The 21,052-nt window shown below is 59.2% G+C and carries 19 protein-coding genes, 1 tRNA gene and 1 pseudogene; 9 read left to right on the top strand and 12 right to left on the bottom strand.

The features are described from left to right. Window positions 1-15 precede the first annotated feature (15 nt). The 8 genes from carA to D5261_RS24995 all read right to left on the bottom strand — a co-directional run bounded on the left by carA (window position 16) and on the right by D5261_RS24995 (window position 7,337). The gene (gene carA, locus D5261_RS24960; protein ID WP_119319706.1) at window positions 16-1,110 is read right to left on the bottom strand and encodes a glutamine-hydrolyzing carbamoyl-phosphate synthase small subunit; all 1,095 of its coding nucleotides are present in this window, start codon (window positions 1,108-1,110) and stop codon (window positions 16-18) included. A gap of 10 nt (window positions 1,111-1,120) precedes the next feature. Beyond that, window positions 1,121-2,380, bottom strand: coding sequence for a dihydroorotase (locus tag D5261_RS24965; RefSeq protein ID WP_119319705.1), 1,260 nt, complete (start codon window positions 2,378-2,380; stop codon window positions 1,121-1,123). Between the two features lie 174 nt (window positions 2,381-2,554). Next, window positions 2,555-3,067 carry a hypothetical protein gene (locus D5261_RS24970; protein ID WP_119319420.1) on the bottom strand — a complete coding sequence of 171 codons (513 nt, stop codon included), beginning with the start codon at window positions 3,065-3,067 and terminating at the stop codon, window positions 2,555-2,557. A 29-nt stretch (window positions 3,068-3,096) separates the two neighbouring features. Continuing rightward, window positions 3,097-4,035, bottom strand: a complete 939-nt coding sequence (locus D5261_RS24975) for an aspartate carbamoyltransferase catalytic subunit (protein WP_119319419.1) — start codon at window positions 4,033-4,035, stop codon at window positions 3,097-3,099. A 10-nt stretch (window positions 4,036-4,045) separates the two neighbouring features. Beyond that, window positions 4,046-4,600, bottom strand: a complete 555-nt coding sequence (pyrR, locus tag D5261_RS24980; RefSeq protein ID WP_119319704.1) for a bifunctional pyr operon transcriptional regulator/uracil phosphoribosyltransferase PyrR — start codon at window positions 4,598-4,600, stop codon at window positions 4,046-4,048. Window positions 4,601-4,886: 286 nt separating this feature from the next. After that, entirely contained in the window at window positions 4,887-6,452 is a 1,566-nt protein-coding gene (locus D5261_RS24985) for a PIG-L deacetylase family protein (RefSeq protein WP_119319418.1), read from the bottom strand. 33 nt (window positions 6,453-6,485) lie between these two features. Then, on the bottom strand, window positions 6,486-7,178 hold the full coding sequence (locus D5261_RS24990) for a hypothetical protein (protein WP_119319417.1): 693 nt from the start codon (window positions 7,176-7,178) through the stop codon (window positions 6,486-6,488). A 65-nt stretch (window positions 7,179-7,243) separates the two neighbouring features. Continuing rightward, window positions 7,244-7,337 (bottom strand) — tRNA-Ser (locus D5261_RS24995). A 227-nt stretch (window positions 7,338-7,564) separates the two neighbouring features. On the opposite strand from D5261_RS24995, the pseudogene D5261_RS25000 reads away from it, so the two are divergent. From D5261_RS25000 to D5261_RS25030, 8 genes and pseudogenes are all read left to right on the top strand, one after another. After that, window positions 7,565-8,778: pseudogene (locus tag D5261_RS25000) on the top strand (AMP-dependent synthetase/ligase); the annotation flags it as partial. A 45-nt stretch (window positions 8,779-8,823) separates the two neighbouring features. Further along, complete coding sequence (locus D5261_RS33655; RefSeq protein WP_435792420.1) at window positions 8,824-9,363, top strand: hypothetical protein; 540 nt, start codon at window positions 8,824-8,826, stop codon at window positions 9,361-9,363. Between the two features lie 57 nt (window positions 9,364-9,420). After that, window positions 9,421-10,734: an MFS transporter gene (locus tag D5261_RS25005; protein WP_119319415.1), complete on the top strand. Its 1,314-nt coding sequence runs from the start codon at window positions 9,421-9,423 to the stop codon at window positions 10,732-10,734. A 2-nt stretch (window positions 10,735-10,736) separates the two neighbouring features. Further along, entirely contained in the window at window positions 10,737-11,468 is a 732-nt protein-coding gene (locus D5261_RS25010) for a lysophospholipid acyltransferase family protein (protein ID WP_119319414.1), read from the top strand. A 32-nt stretch (window positions 11,469-11,500) separates the two neighbouring features. Continuing rightward, window positions 11,501-12,478 carry a hypothetical protein gene (locus D5261_RS25015; protein WP_119319413.1) on the top strand — a complete coding sequence of 326 codons (978 nt, stop codon included), beginning with the start codon at window positions 11,501-11,503 and terminating at the stop codon, window positions 12,476-12,478. Window positions 12,479-12,789: 311 nt separating this feature from the next. After that, entirely contained in the window at window positions 12,790-13,434 is a 645-nt protein-coding gene (locus D5261_RS25020; protein WP_119319412.1) for a hypothetical protein, read from the top strand. 271 nt (window positions 13,435-13,705) lie between these two features. Next, on the top strand, window positions 13,706-14,677 hold the full coding sequence (locus tag D5261_RS25025) for a DUF1559 family PulG-like putative transporter (protein WP_301002221.1): 972 nt from the start codon (window positions 13,706-13,708) through the stop codon (window positions 14,675-14,677). 318 nt (window positions 14,678-14,995) lie between these two features. Then, window positions 14,996-15,409, top strand: coding sequence for a hypothetical protein (locus D5261_RS25030; protein WP_125205780.1), 414 nt, complete (start codon window positions 14,996-14,998; stop codon window positions 15,407-15,409). Window positions 15,410-15,541: 132 nt separating this feature from the next. Here D5261_RS25030 and D5261_RS25035 read toward each other — a convergent pair whose 3' ends face one another. The 4 genes from D5261_RS25035 to D5261_RS25050 all read right to left on the bottom strand — a co-directional run bounded on the left by D5261_RS25035 (window position 15,542) and on the right by D5261_RS25050 (window position 20,262). Further along, the gene (locus D5261_RS25035; RefSeq protein WP_165863904.1) at window positions 15,542-16,723 is read right to left on the bottom strand and encodes an ATP-binding protein; all 1,182 of its coding nucleotides are present in this window, start codon (window positions 16,721-16,723) and stop codon (window positions 15,542-15,544) included. Between the two features lie 244 nt (window positions 16,724-16,967). Then, window positions 16,968-18,524 (bottom strand): lysine--tRNA ligase, encoded by a 1,557-nt coding sequence (lysS, locus tag D5261_RS25040; RefSeq protein WP_218025476.1) that lies wholly within the window; start codon window positions 18,522-18,524, stop codon window positions 16,968-16,970. A gap of 118 nt (window positions 18,525-18,642) precedes the next feature. After that, the gene (gene greA / locus D5261_RS25045) at window positions 18,643-19,119 is read right to left on the bottom strand and encodes a transcription elongation factor GreA (RefSeq protein WP_119319409.1); all 477 of its coding nucleotides are present in this window, start codon (window positions 19,117-19,119) and stop codon (window positions 18,643-18,645) included. A gap of 147 nt (window positions 19,120-19,266) precedes the next feature. Beyond that, a complete protein-coding gene (locus D5261_RS25050; protein WP_119319408.1) occupies window positions 19,267-20,262 on the bottom strand; it encodes a hypothetical protein in 996 nt (331 codons plus the stop codon). Between the two features lie 168 nt (window positions 20,263-20,430). Here D5261_RS25050 and D5261_RS25055 point away from each other — a divergent pair, with 168 nt between their 5' ends. Continuing rightward, on the top strand, window positions 20,431-21,039 hold the full coding sequence (locus D5261_RS25055; RefSeq protein ID WP_165863903.1) for an SGNH/GDSL hydrolase family protein: 609 nt from the start codon (window positions 20,431-20,433) through the stop codon (window positions 21,037-21,039). Window positions 21,040-21,052: the final 13 nt, after the last annotated feature.

A 21,052-nucleotide genomic window follows, 5' to 3' on the forward strand; every position in this document is an offset into this window, starting at 1 on the left:
GCGCGCGGGACGCCTTTATTTGGCCCTCTGCTCGTCGATCATTTCCAAGAAGCGGCCAAAGTAGCCCCGACTGTCCGTCGGGCCGGGCGACGCTTCCGGATGGTACTGGATCGAGAACACCGGCAGCGTCTTGTGGCGCAGGCCCTCGACGGTGCCGTCGTTCAGATTGATCTGCCAGACCTCCACATCGGGATCCTCAAAGCCGTCGGGCGCCAGCGCGTATCCGTGGTTTTGCGACGTAATGACGACGCGGCCCGTTTCTAAGTCCTTCACCGGATGGTTCGCGCCGCGATGGCCGAAGGGCAGCTTGAAGGTGTGGCCGCCAAAGGCGCACCCGAGCAGCTGGTTGCCGAGGCAGATCCCCATGGTCGGCTTGGCGTGCGACAGGATCTTCACCTGCTGGACGATATCACCGAGCAGATGGGGATCGCCGGGACCGGGGCTCAGGAAAACGCCGTCCGGGTCGGTCGCCAGGATCGTCTCGGCGGACGTGTTCGACGGATAGACCGTGACCTCCGCGCCGAGCGACGCCAGCGAGCGGAGGATGTTGAACTTGACGCCGCAATCCAAAAGCGAGATTTTATACTTCGTCTCGCCCGTCGAAGAAGGCCAGACGAACGGCTCGTCGGTCGAGACCCGAGAGACAAAGTCGACGTCTTCGTAGCTCGCCGCGCTGTCCAGCAGCGCTTTCAGCTCTTCGGGCGTCTTGTCGCTGGAGATCGCGCCCATCATGACGCCGACCGAACGCAGCTTCTGGGCCAGAACGCGCGTGTCGAGTCCGCGGACGCCGACGACGTTGTGGGTTTTGAGAAATTCGTCCAGCGTTCCCTGCGAGCGCCAGTTGCTCGGAGCGTCGTCCAGCTCTTTGATGATAAACCCGGCGACCTGCACCTGACGCGACTCGAAATCGTCGGGCGTGACCCCGTAGTTGCCGATCAGCGGATACGTCAGCGTGACCAGCTGTCCGGCGTAAGACGGGTCGGTCAGGATCTCTTGATAGCCGGTCATGCCGGTGTTGAACACGACTTCGCCGATGCTCGTTCCGATGGCGCCGAAGGCGGTTCCCGTGTATGTCGTTCCGTCCGCGAGGACAAGGTATGCGTTGCTCATAGTCTTAAAATTATCGTCCGCCAACCAGAGTGGCGATCGGCTTGCCGGTCAGCGTCACTCCGTGCAGCACGGAATTGCGGGATTTGGACTTGAAGGCGTTCACATCCACCGTCCACTCCGCATCCGGGTCAAAAATCGTAATGTCGGCCGGCGCGCCGATGGTCAGCGAGCCGCCGGGGAGCTTGAAGATCTTGGCGGGCGCCACGGACATCTTCTCGATCACCTGCGACAGCGTCAGAATGCCCGGCTTCACCAGATGCGTGATCACCAATCCCAGGCTCGTCTCCAATCCCAGCATGCCGAAGGGAGCGCGGGCGAACTCCTGCTCCTTCTCATGCGGCGCGTGCGGCGCATGATCGGTGGCGATCAAATCCAGCGTACCGTCGATCAAGCCGGCGACAATCGCCTCCTGATCTTCCTTGGTGCGCAGCGAAGGCGACATCTTCGCGTTGGTGTTATAACCATAGCAGGCTTCATCCGTCAGCGCAAAGTACTGCGGGCAGGTCTCCGCCGTGACGGGCGCGCCGAGCGACTTCGCGTGCCTAACGATCTCCACGCTTTCTTTCGTGCTGACATGCAGCACATGCAGATGGCAGCCCGTGGTCTCCGCCAGAATGATATTGCGCGCGGTGCCGATATTCTCCGCCGCCCGGTTGATCCCCTTGAGGCCAAGCACGGTAGAGACATAGCCCTCGTTCATCACGCCGTCGGTGGTGATGTCCTTGTCCTCGCAGTGCGCGACATAGGGCAGGTCCAGCATCTTGCAATATTCCATCGCGCGGCGCAGGAACCCGCTCTCGTAGACGGGATACGCGTCGTCGCCGATTCCGATTACCCCGGCGTCCTTCAGTTCGGACATCTCGGCAAGTTCTTCGTTCTTCAGCCCTTTGCTCACCGCGCCGACGACATACACGCGGGCGTCCGCGCCCTCGGCCTGCGCCAGAATATCCTTGACGATGGAGGAGTGATCGATCGGCGGAGACGTATTCGGCTGGCAAGCGATGGCCGTAAAGCCGCCGTTCTTGGCCGCCGCCGTTCCCGTCGCCATATCTTCTTTATATTCTTGGCCCGGCACGCGCAGATGAACGTGGATATCGATCAGTCCCGGCGAGACAACATAGCCCGCGCAGTCAATCACTTCCGTGTCCGCCGCCGTCAGATTCGCGCCGATCGCCTTGATCGTCCCGTCGTCGCCGACCAGCAAATCCGCGATCTCATCCCGCCCATTCGCCGGATCGATCACCCGGCCGCCTTTTAATAACTTCTCCAACATCGCTCCCATCATCAAGATTGGCCCTCACCCCCCGGCCCCCTCTCCCAAAATTGGGAGAGGGGAGTCAGAGGGAGTTTTTTGATATGGATCAAAGATCCAAATCTTACTCCTAATCCTCTCCTAAGATTGGGAGAGGGTGGCCCGAAGGGCCGGGTGAGGGCTCTCTCCGCTCTAATAATCTTCCTGAACGCCGTACTTCCCTAAAATCTGTCCGATAATATACGCCATCACAATTGAAACCAAGACCCAGATCAGCCAGCCGCTCAGGATGTTGCTGCCTTCGCCGCAGCCCAGCCCCGCATCCGCGACGTCCACGCCATTGATCCACGGATAGGTCTTCTCGTACCGGACCGGAACACTCTCATCGACTTTCGATGTCTGGTACAGCTCCTGCGTCAGCCGAACCGTGCCGTTGTAGGTTTGCTTGGCCCCGGTGACCGGATCCGGAGCCTGGAACACATAGTCGATAAAGTACATGTGCTCGCCGACCTTGAACGGATCATTCGTGACCGGGTTATAGACTTTGACGATCCGGCCGCCCGTCACTTTTTCCGCTTTGGCGTACACCCAGCTCGGCGGCAGGAAATGGCTCTTTGGGATGCCGATCAGCGGCAGCACCAGGCCGAGAAGAACGATCGCGATCACCAGACCGATGATAAATCGGCCGATACGGCGCAGGGTCACAAGGTCCTCCTGATCTCTGGACGCAACAGCTATCCGCCCGAGATCGTATTTGTCGCACTCATCAGCCAGAACAGGACGGCCATTCGCATCGCCACTCCGTTCGTTACCTGTTCGTTGATCACCGAAATCGTCGCATCATCCGCCAGCGCGGACGAAATCTCCACGCCACGGTTCATCGGTCCCGGATGCAGCACCGTCACATCGGACGCCGCGTGCTTCAATTTGTCGTGACTGACGCCAAAGAGCTTCGCATATTCGCGTACGGACGGGAAGAACGCCGCGTCCTGACGCTCCAGCTGGATCCGAAGCACGTTCACGACATCGGCCCCGCGCAGCCCTTCGGTCAAATCCGTATAGACCTTCACCGGCAGCCGGTCCGCGTCGGCGGGCATCAGCGTCGACGGCCCCACCAATCGGATCTTGGCGCCCATGGTGTGCAGGCCCCAGATATTCGAGCGCGCCACTCGGCTGTGCGCGATGTCGCCGACAATCGCCACTTCCAGCCCTTCGATCTGGCCCTTCTTCTCACGGATCGTCATGAGATCGAGCAGACCCTGCGTCGGGTGCTCATGCGTCCCGTCACCGGCGTTGATCACGGATTTGTTCGGCACGTACTTCGACGCGAGCGCCGCCGCGCCGCTGAAGGAATGGCGAATGACGAACACGTCGATTCCCATGGCGTCGAGCGTCAGCATTGTGTCCTTGAGCGACTCGCCCTTGGTGGCGCTGCTCGTGGCGGCGGCAAGGCTATAGGTGTCGGCGGACATGATCTTCGCCGCGTGCTCGAACGAAGTGCGGGTGCGCGTGCTGGGCTCGAAGAACACCGTCGCCACGCTCTTGCCGCGCAGCGTCGGGGCCTTCTTCACGGGGCGCGTGACGATTTCTTTGAACGACGCCGCCGTCTCCAGCAGGTACACAATCTCGTCGGCCGTCAGGCTTTGCAGGTCCAGTAAGTCTTTTCGTCTCATACAGGCTTGGTTACGCGTCCTTCGCGATCACGACTTTGTCTTCGCCGTCCATTTCGGTCATAAAGACCTTGACGAACTCCTGGCGGCTGGTGGGAATATTTTTGCCGACATAATCCGGCCGGATCGGCAGCTCCCGATGCCCGCGATCGATCAAGACGGCGAGCTGCGTGACGCTGGGGCGCCCCAGATCCACAAGCGCGCCGAGCGCCGCGCGCACGGTGCGGCCCGTGTACACCACCTCGTCCACGAGCACAAGGGTCTTGCCCTCGATGTCGAACGGGATCTGGGTGGTGCCGACGCGCGGCTGATAGGTGCGGAAATCGTCGCGGTACAGCGAGATATCGAGTTGTCCGACGGGAACGGGCTTGCCTTCGATGCGCTCGATGGCGTCGGCGAGACGCTGGGCGAGCGGCGCGCCCCGGCGCAGGATGCCGATCACGGCGAGACCTTCCACGCCTTTGTTGCGCTCCAGGATCTCATGCGCGACACGAGTCCAAGCGCGGCGCATCTCATCGGCGTCCATGACGACGGAGCCGGACTTCAATTTTTCGGTTTCATCGGACATTAAAAAAGCGCCTTTAGGGCGCGAGGGGGGAAATGACGCGGCGCAGACGCTGGGCGCGTATGGGATACGGCGCAAAATCAGCATCTATGCAGGCAGCGACCTTCCCCGCCTCGCGGGACGGGATTAAAGGAAACGACTGCGATTATTATAGCGCAGGAGGCGGGCTTTTGTCAAGACGGGGACGACCATGCCATGCAATCCCCAGTGGTTCGCTCCCATTGGCGCCGAACGGCGAGTTAGGGTATACGTTTGCAGGGGGATGGATTTTTTGAGGCGATGGGGCCAACTACCGCGCCGCCACCGCGTCGCCCGTCCGGTCCACTTCCACACCACGGAACCCTGTCTTGTCAATCGTCATTCGGGCGAACTGTGTCTCGGCGGCCAGGTTGAGCGTGAAGGGCGCGTGGCCGGCTTCGGGATCGACGACAGACAGCGGCAGGGAGACTTCCAACTGGTTGCCGCGCCAGGCGTAAAACGCCTGGTCGACGCCTGGGACTGGCTGTTTTTGGCCCTCGGCGAGCATCTGGCAGTTCAGGCGGATCGACTGCGGCGGGGTTGCGGAGGCGGTTACCGGCCGCAAAATCACGGTGTAGCCGACGGATTTGGAAAGGCGCTTGTGGACATCCATGCGCACGTAAAGCGTGCGGCTGTCGCGGGCGGCGAAGATACGGGTGATATCGGCGCTTGCCTGGAACGCGCGGACGACGCTGTCGCCGACAGGGTCCATCGCGACGGGGGCCAGACCGGTCCATTCCGAGGCTTCGCCGTCGAGACGGATCTGGCCATCGGGGACAACCGGGAGACGGTCGGCGGTGGCGCCGTTCAGCGTCCCGAAAAGCTCGTTCTTGCGCACGAAGGAATACAGGAATCGGCCGGTCAGCTCGGTCTGAGTGCGATATCGCTTGATGGCGGCGTACTTCTTCTGCGTGTCGCGCTTGCTGAGCGGCAGTTCTTCCCAGTGCGTATCCAGCGAGACCATCTGCGCCGGCGGCGGCAGGCCGACATCCTCATGAAGACCTTGCGGGACGGGCCAGTCGCCTCGATGCACGAGATAGTAATGCAAGTGCGCGTTCTGCGCCCATGCGACGCCCTGCGAACGCAGCTGCTCCAGCGCCGTGCGTACGAAGACGCTCGCCGCCGCGTGATCGGGATGGTCGTCGTTGGGATGCGTCACATAAATGTCGGTCGGCTTGACCTCGTTCATCTCCGCTTCGATATCCTTCAGCAGCGATTCGCCGCTGTAGGGAGCGTTGGGAGTGAATGAATTATTATAGGGGCAATGGTCCGCTTGCGTGAACGCCGACGTGAATGGCTTATCCGCCGTCCAGTTGGTCGTCCACATCGGCATGAGGCCGCGGTCGGGATATCCGAAGAATTTGATGTTGTCTTTCGGCACGCCCAGCACGGCCAGCGCCGTCTGCGTTTCTTTCTGGCGGATGTAGGCGTATCGGATGAAATCCTTGGTCGGCACGCTGAATTCCCGGAATTCCCGCGCGACGCTCACCCGGAAGCCGTCGCCATTCGTGATGATCGCCACATGCACATCGCATTTGTTCAGGCGCGCCTGACGCATGAGGCCGGCGGCGCCGAGCGTCTCGTCATCACAGTGCGGGGCAAACACCAGGAACGACTGCGATGCGTCCGGAGAGGCCATTTTGTGGAATTGGCTTGTGTCCGCGACGGCTTTGTTGCCGGCGTAGATGTTGTAGCCAATGGTGAGACCAAACAAGCCGGCGGCGCACGGGGGGAACATCACGACGCACGCCACCGTGCGGCGGCGCTTGCGGCGCTGCATCTGCTGGGCGTCCGTCAGGACTGTGGACTCGGCTCGGCGGCGTTTCAATAAGCTCATAGTGGGTACGATTATTTCACGCGCGAAACACGGCTATTTCGCGCTTAAAAGCGGCATGACTTCCGCGTATGCCGCCGTAATCAACGGTTCCCAGCGCATCAGCCAGGCAATCGGATTATGCAGAAGCTGCTGCGCCGCGATATCAAGTTCCGGCCACTCGTTGATCGCCTTGGCCGCCGACGCCAACCCTTCCGCTTCTAAAATGAGCGCGGCGCGTCCGATATCGCGCGGGCGCTCCTTGCGCAGCAGCCAGCAGACATCCAATGTGGCGTATTTGAAACTCTTCAAATTCCACCAGACCTGCCTCGCCCAGTCGTCGCCGGCGATCCAGTCACGGCGCTTGAACTGCTGACGCATGGTCCGCAGCGTGTCCGTATAGCCATGGCGGATCGCTTCTTCCGCGTCGCGGCGGGTCGCCGCCGGAAGAGCCAGATCTCCGCGCAAGGGCTTTGCAAAAGCGAACTGGAATCGGTAGAACGCGGGAAGCAGTTCGTACTCCCGGGTGTTCATGACAAAGAATTGGACGTTGGGAAAGAGAGTTCGGCAATCGCGGGTGGCGTACGTGACGCAGTTTTCCACGGCGTCCACGACAAGAAGGAAATCCAGATCATGCGCCGCTTGAGGATTGTCGGCGGCGGAGCCATAGAGCGCAAGCAGCTTCAAGTTGCCGCCCAATCGACGCGCGGCGATATCCACCAGTTGATCGATGAGCGTTGCGCTTGGCATACGCGATGACTATCACCTTCAGCGGATGTGGCCGCTACCGTGAGAATTGTCGGAAAAAGAGGAAATGGCGGAACGGGTGGGATTCGAACCCACGAATGAGAGTTAACCCCATTACACGATTTCCAGTCGTGCTCCTTCGACCAACTCGGACACCGTTCCTTGGTGACGTGAAGATTATTCTGGCACAACTGCCGGGCCAATGTCAAGACCGCGCCACGCCAAAACCCAAAATTCTTGACAAATTCATCTCCGCACGCTATCCTTAGATGCTGTTAATTCTCCCAGGACGCCATCAAATTTAGGCCTTTCGTCCCATGGAACATGGGCGGACGAACGGTACAATAATCTCGTCAACACCGCGATACTGCCGAGGAGACCAGAGCGCAATGTCTACAACTATAAAAACCGTCACTGAGCGCTTCGCCGAAGCTGCACGGAAATACCCGGAACTGCCCGCGCTGACCGCGAAGTCTCCGGAAACCAAAGATTGGGTCACGCTCACCTACAAAGATGTCGCTGAGCGCGCCCGCCGATTTTCTCTGGGGCTGCGCGCCCTGGGCGTGGAGCGTGGAGACCGCGTCGCGATGCTCTCGGAGAACCGCCCGGAATGGGCCATCGCCGATCTCGCCATTCTCTCGGCCGGCGCCGTGACCGTTCCGATCTACAGCACCCTCCCCCCTCCCAGGTGGCTCATATCCTGGCGGACAGCGGCGCAAAGGCGATCATCGTTTCGGACGGCAAACAGCTGCAAAAAGCGGTCGCCTCGCGTGAGGAGATTCCGAATCTCGCAATCTTCGTCACGATGGAAGAGAGCTCGGCCAAGGGCGATGTGCTGTCGTTCAGCGCCGTCATGGCGGAAGGCGACCGGGCGACGCTTCCAGAGAGCTTCGAGCAGCGGCGCGATTCCGTAAAACTCGACGACTTGATGAGCCTGGTCTATACGTCCGGCACCACGGGCAACCCGAAGGGCGCGATGCTCACTCACGGCAACATGGGAACGGCGGTTGACGGCGCCCAGAAAGCCTTTCCCGTCGTCCCGCCGGATGAAGCCTTTCTTTCCTTCCTCCCCCTCTGCCACGTCTTCGAGCGCGTCACTCACTTTCTGTCGCTGGCGATGGGCTCGCACACCTACTACAACGACAGTATTTTCAAGCTGATCGACAATTTAGCGTTCGCGAAACCGACCGTCATGCAGTGCGTGCCTCGCGTCTTCGAGAGCATCCACGAGCGTGTTCTGGATACGGTCAGCAAGGAGCCGGAACAAAAGCAGAAGGCCTTTGCGTGGGCGCTGGAGGTCGGAAGCGCCTTCGCCGAGCGCCGGAACGCCGGGCGCTCCGTATCCCCAATCCTGGCGATCAAGCACGCGATCGCCGATAAGCTCGTCCTGTCCACCCTGCGCGAAAAGTTCGGCGGCAAGCTCAAGTTCTTCGTCAGCGGCGGAGCGCCTCTCAACGCCAAGACTGCCCAGTTCTTCAACGGGATCGGCATCCCCATTCTGGAAGGCTGGGGATTGACCGAGACCACGGCGGCGTCCGCCACGAACCCTTATGGCCGGGCGAAGATCGGCTCCGTGGGGATTGCGGGCTTTGGCGCGACGATCAAAGTTGCGCCGGACGGCGAACTGCTGGTGCGCGGCGCGAACGTCATGCGCGGCTACTGGAACAACCCGGAGGCGACGGCGGACGCGATTGACGCCGACGGATGGTTCCACACCGGCGATATCGGCGTGATCGACTCCGAAGGATATGTGAAGATCACGGACCGCAAGAAAGATATCCTGGTTCTGGCGAACGGCAAAAACGTGGCGCCGCAGCCGATTGAGATTCATCTGAAGCAAAGTCCCTATATCAGCGAGATCGTGCTGCTTGGCGACCAATCCGGCGGCGTCAGCGCGCTTGTCCTGCCCAGCTTCGACAAGCTCAAGACGTGGGCGCAGGAACAGGGCAAAGAAAAGATGAGCCCGAGCGAGCTCGCGGCGGACCCGGCGACGCGCAAACTGATCAAGACCGAGATCGACAAGCTCTCCGGCAACCTGGCCGATTACGAAAAGATCAAACGCGTGGCGCTGCTGGAAAAACCGCTGACCATCGAAAATGGCGAGCTGACGCCGACCATGAAGATCAAGCGCAAGGTCGTGAGCGAGAAGTACGGCCGGCTGCTGGAGCGTGAAGCGTCGACTCCATAAATCAAGACACGTGACAGTAATCATAAGATCTACCAATGCTGATTAAGAAAGATCGACATGAGCGCAACGCTGGAAAATCAGAAGACGACTGCGGAGGCGCCGCCGCTCTCGCTGCGAGCAATTATCGCCTACAGTCTCGCGAACATCGGCGCCGGCGCCTTCTACGCCTTCAATAACTACATTCTGCCGCTGTGGCTGGGTGATTACACGCACAACGCGATGCTGAAGGGAATTCTCGCCGAAACCCATTCCTTCGAAGGCGCCATTTTGCAGCCGCTGATCGGTTCGGCGAGCGACCGCCTCCGCACCCGCTGGGGCCGCCGCCGCCCGTTCATGATATTGTTCGCGCCGCTCTCGGCGCTTTTACTGCTGCTGACGCCCGTGGCGGCGACGCTTCCGGTCGCGCTGCGTCTGGGCGGTATCGTCGCCTGCATCTTCTTTTCGACGCTGATCTTCAACTTTTTTATCGATCCGTACCAATCGCTGCTTGCGGATATCACGCCCGCCAAACAGCGCGGACGCGTTTCGGGAATCTGGTATCTCATCGGCGCGCTGGGTCAGGTCGTCATTCTGCTTCTGCCCCTGGCGATCGTGTACCGCTTCGTGCTCACGGGCGTTTTGATGATCGTCTTGACGGCGGTCACGTGTATGACAACGCGCGAAACGGCGACGACCGATTTGGACCTTCACGGGGAAGCGGCGATCCATCGGCTTAGTTACTGGGGAGAGATGGCGGCGGCGGTCAAGGGCCTCAAAACGCTGCGTCAGGCTCGCCTTTATTTGATCATGTACTTCTGCTATGGGGCGGGAACCAGCGCCGTGGTGCCGCAGCTAACGACGTTCATCAAGGACATCACGCACTGCTCCAATGACAGCGCGCTCCAGATGGTGCTGATCCTGATGGTGGCGACAGCCATTGGCGGCGTGCCCTGCGGCTGGTTCACCGACCGGATCGGACCGAAGGCGATGACAACAGTCGGGATCGCAATGATCGGCCTCTCGGCCATCAACGGCCTCTGGGTGAACAACCTCGCCTCCGTCGCGATTGTCCTGATCTTCGCGGGCCTCGGCACGGCGGCTCAAAACGCGTCCTCCTACGCGCTGCTCACGCGGCTGATTCCCTGTGAGGAGATCGGTTTCTTCACGGGGTTACAGACAACCGCGCTCAGCATCGTCGGCCCCGCCTCCGTGCTCATCACGGGCTATTTGATCAATCACTACGGCGAGCGTGTGATCTTCGGCGTCTGCTTCGTCTGCATTCTCGTCGCGCTGGCCTTTATCAATCGTCTCCAGCCGGAAAACGCCGCCGCGGAAATCGAGCAGCACGCGCGAAACAACGGCAAGACCATCGGCGCGGCGGCCAACAACTAACCATGATTTACTTTTTGTTTTACCCCATCTTTTTCGTCGTCCTGAGAACCCTGATCCGTGTTCTCGGGCGGCTGCGCTCCAGCGGCGAGCACCATGTGCCGCGCACCGGCGGTCTGATCTACTGCCCAAACCACACCTCGGACGCCGATCCGCCCACGATGTTTGTGACCCTGCCCCGCCGCGCCTGGTTTATCGGCAAATCCGAACTGTTCGAGGCCCCGGTGTTTGGCTGGTTCTTCCATCACTTCCACGCCTTCCCCATCAAGCGGGACAGCGCGGACCGCGCGGCGCTGCGCCGCGCGGAGGCGTGTCTGAAGCGCGGCGAGCCGATCATTATCTTCCCCGAGGGCCGGTGCGCGCAGCAGGGCAAGCTGCTGCGCCTGCAGCCGGGCGCGGCGATGCTCGCGGTTCGGGCCGGCGCGCCGATCGTCCCGATCGGCATCCGTCACACCAACGAAATGCTGCCCTACGGATCTCAGCGTCCCCGGTTCAGCAAGCATCCCGTGACAGTGACGTTCGGCGCTCCCATCGATCCCGCCAAATTCGCCGATCTGCCGCGCGGCAAAGCGATTGAAGCGATCACCTACGAACTGGGTCTCGCGCTCGCCGCACTGACGGATCAGGCTCCGCCTCCGGTCGATGCGCCGCGCGAACGCAGGCCCAAACGGGCCTCGTCCGACGCGCCGGTCGCTCTCCATGAAGATCAGATCCCCGATGAGGCCGCTGCTTCTTGACAACGGCGGCGAGAAAAACACACAATAGCCCTATGACACGACTTAACGGTTCCTTCCTCTGCGCGGCCACCCTCGCCGCCGTCCTTTTGACAGGCCAAGCCGCCATCGCGCAGGCCGGTAACGACAATACTCCCGTGGACGCCCCCCCCGCGCCCCAGCAGCCCGCTCCGGTCACTCTTCCAGGAGCGCCCGTAACGACGGGAGGGGCGACGGCGGTGACGGCGGATGTCAATATCGCCGCCCGCGATCCGCGCACGCTGCACCCAATGTTGATCCCAACGGACCGCGAGATGCTGGCCAATCTGGACGCCGGCCGCGCCATCGGCAAGTCCAAACAGGATTTTATCGACCTCCTCGATATGTCACGCCGCGCCTATCAGTTCCGCTCTGGAGGCATCCTGGGAGAAACACGACGCGAAACCGGGATCGTGACGTGGCTGACGCCGGGGACCGAAGCGCGCTGGCGCGGTTTCCTGGAGCAGCGCGATTTCGCCGACTCCGCAGGCCGCGACGCGGACTTTAAAGCCCTGGAGCAATCTGTCACGGCGCCGCAGCGCACGCTGACGTTTATCGTCGAGATCACGGACCTGTTCCCGCGTCAAAAAGGCAAAAAGAAAAAGGACGAAACGCCGATCGATCCCGCGACGGCGTTCAACAAATTGGACGGGATCCAGTTTGTCCTCAGCGACGACCGTGAGAATAATTTCAAGCCGCTTCAGGTGTATGCGCCCACGCAGCTCATCGCCCGCCAGCAGTTTTACGATAATATCGCCGGCGATCCCACGCATGTTCTGGGAAGCAACCCATTCGAGATCGCCAACACCGTCAGTCCCCGTCTGGTGAAGCGCCGCGACAGCTACAACGACCTCGCCGGCTTCTTCGTGGTGGTCTTCGACGCCTTCAACGCCGATGGAACCGCGCGCATCAACCGCGATACGAAATCCGTCTCCCTGCGCGTCATCACCAGCGATCCTAAGTTCGCGTCATTCCCGCTCGACAAGCTTCCCTAACCCAAAGCTTTGCGCCGCTCGTCCCATCGCGCTCCTGTCCGTTCAAAGCAGGAGCGCAAAATTATCAAATCCCCTTGCCTGCTTTTTTTCATAATTTAATAATTTCTTAACGAAAATTTGGGAGTATTGCTGTTATACTCTCACCGTAAGCGTTGAAGGTAATACGCAACGACGTGCTCTAAGCCAGTGACAGCAATCGATCCAGACTGCTAAAATTGCGCTGAAATGGCACACAAGCAACATTGAGAATAGACAAGCTAGGAAACGGCGCTCACGCACGACCTGAGCGACAAGATGGAGAAATGGCTGCTATGTATCGAAAATGGAACAAAGAAGCGATCGCGATGGAAATCGTCAGCATGTATGAGTCCGGGGAAAACCTGAACTACTCCAGCGTCGCTACAAATAATCTGACCCTCCTGCGCGCCGCGACACGATACTTCGGCACCTGGGAGGCGGCCGTCAACTTCTCCGGTCTCGATTACGAACAGATCCGCCGTTACAAATCCTGGAACCGCGAGCGCATTATCGCCCGCGTTCAAGAGCTGCACGCACAGGGCGTCGACCTATCCTGGCGCAATGTTTGTCTGAATGTCGATCCGCAGCTTGCCGCCGCCGCGACCAAGAAGAGCCACTTCGGCTCCTGGCGCGAAGCGCTGGAGAGTTCCGGTCTTAACTACGACGACATCCGCCGCTACCGCGAGTGGGATGACGAGCGGGTTCTGGCCATGGTGCGCGAGTTCCACAAGAACGGCGCGGGCCTGAACGCCAAGAATATGGAATCGGAAGATATCACCCTGATCACGGCGGCCCGCCGCCGGTTCGACTCCTGGCACCAGGCGCTCACCGCCGCCGGTCTCGATTACCGTGAGATCGTCCAGCGCGCTCCGTTCAAGCGGGGCCTCGGACGCGGACAAAGCAAGCGTGTGACACAGCAGACAACCACCAAGAACTAGCAAGCCCCTCAAACTCTCCTCAATTCCCCTCCAAAGCGCCTGATTCTCCCAGAATCAGGCGCTTTATTTGCGTTAATTAACGCCCGTAATATATTTCATATGTTAATCAATAAAGTTAACACAAACTTAACATTGTCTTAACATTCCCTTAACATGACTTGCCGATTTCCACGGTACAATAACCGCGTACCCAAGAGAGACCGGATCCAAACAGTAAACTGTAAGGCCGGCTTATATATTGCGTCTGATACATTCTTAGGAGAATTGATCCATGAAACTGTCCATGAAAGCAGTCAAGGGTTTCACCTTGATTGAGTTGCTCGTCGTCATCGCCATTATCGCGATTCTTGCCGCTATCCTCTTCCCCGTCTTCGCCAAGGCTCGTGAGAAGGCCCGCCAGATTACTTGTATTTCGAACCTGAAGCAAATTGGTCTCGCCACTCTTCAGTACAACCAGGATTACGATGAGGCGTTCTACGCTCATCGCTACAACAACTCACCGAACCTTTTGCTCAAGAGCAATGGCGGCCCTTTCGCGGATGTTTCTGGCGATGTTACGAACAAAGTATTCTGGATTTCCTTGCTCCAGCCGTATACAAAGAGCTACGATGTTTTCAAGTGTCCATCTAACCCGAACGCGTGGGTCGGTGTCAACACCGATGGTGTCAGCTGTGGTAATGCGGCAGGCGCCGCCTCAGGATGTTCCGGCGTCGGCTATGGCGGCGAAAATAGTTATGGACACAATGATGTCTTTTTAAGCCCAGCGGGTCAGTTTAACGATCCGACGAGCGGTGCTCCAGCATTGGTCAGCTTGGCTGCTATTCAGCGCCCGGCATCAACGATTATGGTCACCGACGCTACGTACTATGGCGTCGCATTTGACGTGAACAATGAGAGCGGCATGCAAGATTCGCACAATGGCTCTTACGATCCTACGGGTGACAAGGCTGTTTACGCGAAAGAAAGCAACGCTAATGCCGGCCAGTACGAGAGCTACTGGAAGAACCTCGGCAACAGCAAGTGGGGCTGGGACACTGGCGCCGGTGCAGTCGGCTCCCCGAACATTGGTGCTGGCGGAACTTCTCCGGCTTCCAAATTGCTTGGAGCTCGCCACACCGACTTCATCAACTGCCAGTTCGTTGACGGACACTGCAAATCTATTCGCTTCTCGAAGGTCGTTGGCGACGTTTGCCTCTGGTCCACCGACAGTCTGGGTGGCAGCGACCACTCTTTCTGCAACTAATCTGTTCCGACAGAATTTAACGATCAGCCTGCGACCATTTCCGGTCACAGGCTGATTTTGTTTGATGTCACACCACTGTAATGATCAATCACAAGCTATGGCACAGCAAACACAGAAGTCTGATTTCAGAAAAATGATATCCGGCACCGTTGCTCTTGAGAAGTAAGGAACTCAGGTAATTCCTAAGGTGATTCGGGATGAATGTGGAATTGATGAGGGATCAAACGTCGATATCTCTGTCGAGAAAATACCATCATCATTACTCCTATCGTGCACATAAGAAATCGGCTAGACGATAATTTCGATGCAACGCACATAATGCCGGAAAGCAAAAGCTTCACATTGGAAATGGCGATGGTTAAGCTGAGGGAGCTTAAAAACAGGCAGGTGAATGATTTTTCTCCTCCTAAATTATTTCTGGATGCCTCTTTAGTCATTGCAGCACTGTTCTCGCATAAATCGGATTCGCCAGCGTGTGGATTATTTAACCTGGGAGAAAATAGGTTATTGATTTACAAGAGCGATGATGCGCTTCGAAAGCCCAATGGCGTGTTACAAGGACTGCTGGATGAAGATTACGAGATCATCAAATTCATACTCGCAGAAAATTTTGAGATGGCGAATATCGTAACAGCCGCCGCAAAGCGTGTTTGCGAGAAACTCTTGCTATACGACACACGGCATTTGCTGAGCACCCCTAGATTGGTACGAAGAATACTCAACAGGTTGTGATGTCTGGTGGTGAGGCTCTACAGTGGGCTACACATTGAATCATCGTTCGGGCGCGGCTTCGGCAGGAAGAGAATAGACGAAAACGGTAGCCGTGCTCAGAACCCTGCATTGTTGATATGAGGTTTTCTCATATTACGCGCGCATGTACTTTGCGAGAATGGCGTCTTCTTCGGAGATCCGTGGCTTGTTGGTGATTTGCAGCAGGATCGACGTCCCCTTCTCGCTGGTGCTGAGGGTGAGTGCGTCGGTGGCTTCGAGCATAAGGTGGAAGCCCATGCCGAGGGAGATGCGGGTGGAGTAGCCTTTTTCGAGGGTGGCGCGGGCGAGATGGACGGGGGCAATGCCGGTTCCGTTGTCTTCGATCAAGACGCAGACGAGGGTGTCTTCGATCCAGACGCGGGCGGCGCCGCCGCCGCCGTGCTTGATCGCGTTGGTCGCGGCCTCGCTGACACTGGTGAGAAGATCGGCGGTGCGCTCGACATCCATGTGCAGATCCACGGCGACCTGGTGCAGGTCTTGCCGCAAGCGAGAGGCGTCAAGCGGAGTCTTGAGCGGCTGATCCATGGACGGCGCGCGTTCGGTGAGTTCTTGCGGCAAGATCTCGTCGCGCTCCACGAGGTTCAGCTTGCCGCCGGTGACGGCCAGAAGGACTTCGCTGTTGAATGTGCGACGCTGCTCCTCACTGTCGACCAGACGCTGATTCGTCGCCGCCAGACGATGATTGATCTCTTCAAGACGCATGTGCGATGCGTGGAGGTAACCCAGGGTCTTGCGCAGGCGTCCGGTCACGGCGGCGATGGCGAGGGTGCCCATGGCGAGGGTCGTAAGCTCCAACCCTTCGGCGAGATTGGGAACGGACAGAAGCGCCCATCCATGCTTGTGGTCGTTGAAAAGATAGATGCGGGTGAGAAGCAGTACGGCGACTGAGGCGGCGACGCCGCCTCGAAGCCCCAGAAATGCGGCGGCGATTGCCACGGGCACGAGATAGAGGATGGTGTAAGGTCGTTCGTATCCGGTAAACTCTCGGAGCCAGAGGATCCACCAGGTACAGAGTGTGAGCAGACCGACGGTCAGTAAAGATCCCACGGCCGGACTGACAAAGATATCGCGGACACTGGAAAGAACCTTGCTTGGCGTCTTGTAGCGGGGAGAGAGCGGATCCGGCAAGGATGGCTGGCTTGTCTCGCTAATAGCAGCCAATTTGCCGGACTTCGGTTCGAAGTTTTTGGACCGTGATTTACCGTGGTTGCGATCGTCCACAACGCTGGCGGACTGCGGCGACGGCTGAATATCGTTCAAAAGTTCGACGCTCAACGGATTACATCTCCCTGCCCTACGCGCCCGCGCCGCTCTTTCCGAAGAAATACGGCAAGCACAAAAGCATACGTCGGATCGCCGAGGAACGGTCTGTCTCCGTTCAGCAATCCAGGATCGGGATATGGTTCGCGATGATGACGCGCAATTCCTGCGCATTCATATGACTTTGAAAAAAAATTATGTCCGCTTGTTTTAACCTAGTTTCCCGTGACCGAGAAACTAGGTGGTTGGGACGGAGGAATTATCCGTGCTTTTCGGGCTTGAGCTGCGGGAAGAGGATTACGTCGCGAATGCTCGGCGCGCCCGTAAGCACGATCGCCAGGCGATCCACGCCGCTGCCATAGCCGCCCGTGGGAGGCATGCCGTACTCCAGAGCGCGCAGGAAATCCTCGTCCATCGGATGCGCTTCGGCGTCGCCGCCCGCGCGCAGCGTCATCTGCTGCTGGAACCGTTCGCGCTGATCGATGGGGTCGTTGATCTCGCTGAAAGCGTTGCCAAGCTCGGCGGCGGCGATATAGATCTCGAAGCGGCGCGTCAGACGCTGGTTCTCCGGATGCTTCTTCGCGAGCGGCGAGGTTTCCAGCGGGAAGTCGGTGATAAACGTCGGCTGGATCAGAGTCGGCTGCGTGTACTTCTCGTGCAGCTTCTCGATGATCCCGCCCACGGTCGGCTCATTCTCCGTCGGCAGCCCTAGTCGCTTGAGGACGGCGTGCGCGGATTCGAGGGTTTCCAGCTCCTCCGGAGCAACGCCGGCGTACTTGCGAATGCCTTCCAGGATCGGCAGCCGCGTGAACGCGGGCGCGAGGTCGATCTCATGACCGGCGTAGCTGAACTGTTCGCGGCCATGCAGTTCGCGGCAGATATAGCGGAACATGCCCTCCACGAGCTCCATCATATCGTCCAGGTCGGCGTAAGCGGCGTAGAGCTCCATCAGCGTGAATTCGGGGTTGTGCCGGGTGCTGATGCCCTCATTGCGGAACACACGGCCGATCTCGTAGACCTTGTCGAAGCCGCCGACGATCAGACGCTTGAGGTAAAGCTCCAGCGAGATGCGCAGGTGCAGCTCGGCGTCCAGCGCATTGTGGTGCGTCAGGAACGGCCGCGCCGCCGCGCCGCCCGCCACGGACTGCAAAATCGGCGTCTCCACTTCCAGATACTGCTGGTTGTCCAGATACTGGCGCATGGCGCGGACGATCTTGATACGGCTGAGCAGCACTTCGCGCGCCTGCTTGTTGACCGTCAGATCGACGTAGCGCTGCCGGTAGCGGATCTCCGTGTCGGCAAGCTGCCCGGAATGCTTCTCTTCGCCGGTCTCGGACTCATACTCTTTTCCAAAGGGCAGCGTGCGCAAAGCCTTCGCAAGAAGCGTCCATTCGCGGACATGGATAGAAATTTCGCCGGTCTTCGTTCGGAACACAAACCCCGTCACACCGACAATATCGCCCAGATCCAGCCGGTGCTTCAGATCGTCGAAGGCGTCATCGCCGATCTCGTCCTTACGGACATAAAGCTGGATGCGTCCAGAGCTGTCGGTGAGGTCCGCGAAGGCCGCCTTGCCCATCAGGCGTACGACCGTGATGCGGCCGGCGACGGAAACGGTCTCGTTTTCGAGCGTTTCAAAATTTGCGGCGATCTGGTCGGCGTGGTGCGACACGGGAAATCGCTCGACCTGGAAGGGGTCTCGGCCTGCGGCGCGCAGGGCGTTCAGTTTTTCCAGTCGGATGGGATCGACGCCGTGATGCGCCGGATGCTGCGCGCCTTCTTCGTGCGCGAGTTCGGAGTGTTCGGTTTCGGACAAGGGAGCGCTCCTCGGTGATGCGATGGTCGTGCAGGATAATCAAAACGGTGAGGGATCGGCGGCGACAAACGCATTGCGTCCATCGCCGCCGGTATTTCAGGAAGCGGACCGCCAGTCGCTATTTGCGGATGGCGGTAATCAAGTATTTATTTTTGCCGGCGGGAACGGTCACGGACACGGTGTCGCCCACCCTCTTGCCGAAGAGCGCTTCGCCAACCGGGGATTCGTCACTGATCTTATCGATGTTTGGGTTCGCCTCAACGGGAGAAACCAGCGTGAATTCCCATTCGTCGCCGGTATCGTCCGTCACGGTGACGATCGATCCCAGGCCAACATAGTCCGTCGGGATCTCATCGATCTCCATCGGACGCGCGATCTGCATGATATGCTTTAGATCTTCAATGCGGCCTTCCAGAAACGCCTGCGCGTTCTTTGCGTCCTCATACTCGGAATTTTCCGTCAGCTCGCCGTAGGTGATGGCGTCGCGAATACGTTCGGCCACTTCCCTCCGCTCGGTCGTGCGCAGCTTATCCAGCTCTTCCGAAAGTTCCTTGTAACCGGCCGCTGTTAATACGATCTCTTCGATGTCGCCCAAGTGCTCAGCTCTCCTCGCTCGGAAGGATTCCAGATCGATTCCAGAAAATGAACAGAGAGCACCGGCCGCCAAAGCCCTGCGTCGGGCGGGACAACCAGTGCTCTTCAATTCGCCTATGTACTCGATTGTGGCAATGTTTGCGCGCTGTTATACCCCAATTTTTGCGGGATTGTCAAGAGAATCCTCAAAATAGTAGTCAGAAGGCGCAATTTCCGGCTGCGGACGCTCCGTAATCTCGGAAACTCCGGCCGATGTCTCTTTCGCCGAGACGACGCTCGGCGCGCGGCGCAGCAGGCCGCGCACTTTCTCCACCGCGCTTCGGTAAGCGTCCTGATAGAGCTGTTTCATCCGGGAAGCCGTCAGCTTCTTTCCGGTGCTGAAATAAATCGCGGCCGTCTTGCCGACGGTGTAAGTGCCAGCGTAGGCGATCGCGCCCTTGACGACCACGCCGACGCCGCCCGGGACGAGACCGACCAGCTCGCGCGCCAGAGTCCGCCAGCCGAATGCGCTTCCAAATACTGGGAGCAGTTCCCGGTAGCGTTCCTTCAATTCCGCCTGCTGTCCGTAGGCGGCGGCGATCCTCATCAAAAGCACCGCCTGATTGCGCGTTAGCAAGATCGTGTCGCCCAGCGCCGTCGCCGGCAGCAAAATGTCGGTGAACGGGATGATGCCGGGCAGCGCGGAGACCACGGCGATCTTCGCATTGTCCCACGACGCGTCGGCGATCACCTGGCTGACAACCGCCGGCCGGAACGCCGGGATATGGCGGGCCAGCGAAAGACGGATCTCCGGGCGCGCCGACACGATCTGCGCCAGCGCCTCCGCCAGACGAGTTTCGTCGGCTGTGAGCGGATCGGCGTGCAGCAGGATCGCGTCCTGGGGCGCTTCCCGCGCATCGGTCCGCATCGTGACATAGGGCCAGATATTCGCGGGGCCGGCCGCGCTGTCCGTCGGCGTGGGCATTTCCAGCGCCAGCCGCGCGGCGAGCAGCGCCGTATGATCCGGCGGTCCGATCAAAGCAATTTGAAACGGTCGCTCCGCTTCCCGCATGATTTCCGACGCCGACAGGGACTTCAGCTGTTTCCAAAATCCGAGCACGCCGGACGCCGCGGAGGGCGCCGAATTCCATGGCAACTTAGGCATCTTCCATCCTCCATTTGCTTTCCTTATACCCACATCCCACACTCACAAAGCAGACGAACGAAGCGAGCAATTTGTTTCGTCCGGCAGGAGAACACGGACATGGGATGGAATAAAGCGCCCTAATTACGAGATCGCGAACGCGCCAACGGAATGACGCAAGGGGTGACAATGACACGGGTAGTATTTTATGGATCGTCGACAGTGGAAGGCGCCGGTGCCACACAGCCGTCGAATCGGTTTTCGACAATCGTCTGCGCCACGATGGGCTGGCGGGAAATCAATCTTGGAATCGGCGGGACGACCGTCGTCGGGCGTGATGAAGACGGCCAGTTGATTCGCCGCGACAGTGGTCTGGGACGCGTTCCGGATGTGATCGACGCGAATCCGGACCTGGCGGTGATCTTGTACGGCGCCAATGACTTCGGCCAGTCCATGGAGCTGGGATCGGAAAGCGAACGTATTTGGGGAACGTATTACTGGGACTACGACAGCATGCTGCGCGGAATTCTGGGCGGCGTGCCGGCGGAGAAGATCGTGCTCAGCACCTGCCAGTATCGAGCCGACGCGAATACGCCTAACGAAGCCGAATATATTCTTCAGGATTACAATGGCGTCATCAAAAAGCTGGGAGCGCAGTACGGAGTGCGCGTGCTCGATCCATACCAAAACTCGACGATCGACGCGCATAACTTTGATAAGCTCTCCGCCGATCCCGGGCATCTCAACGACCTTGGGTACGAGCAGCTCGCGGCGTTTTTCATCGAAGAACTGCATTGACCCAGATCACATC

Origin of the sequence: Capsulimonas corticalis, from assembly GCF_003574315.2 — a bacterium.
Classification (GTDB): domain Bacteria; phylum Armatimonadota; class Armatimonadia; order Armatimonadales; family Capsulimonadaceae; genus Capsulimonas; species Capsulimonas corticalis.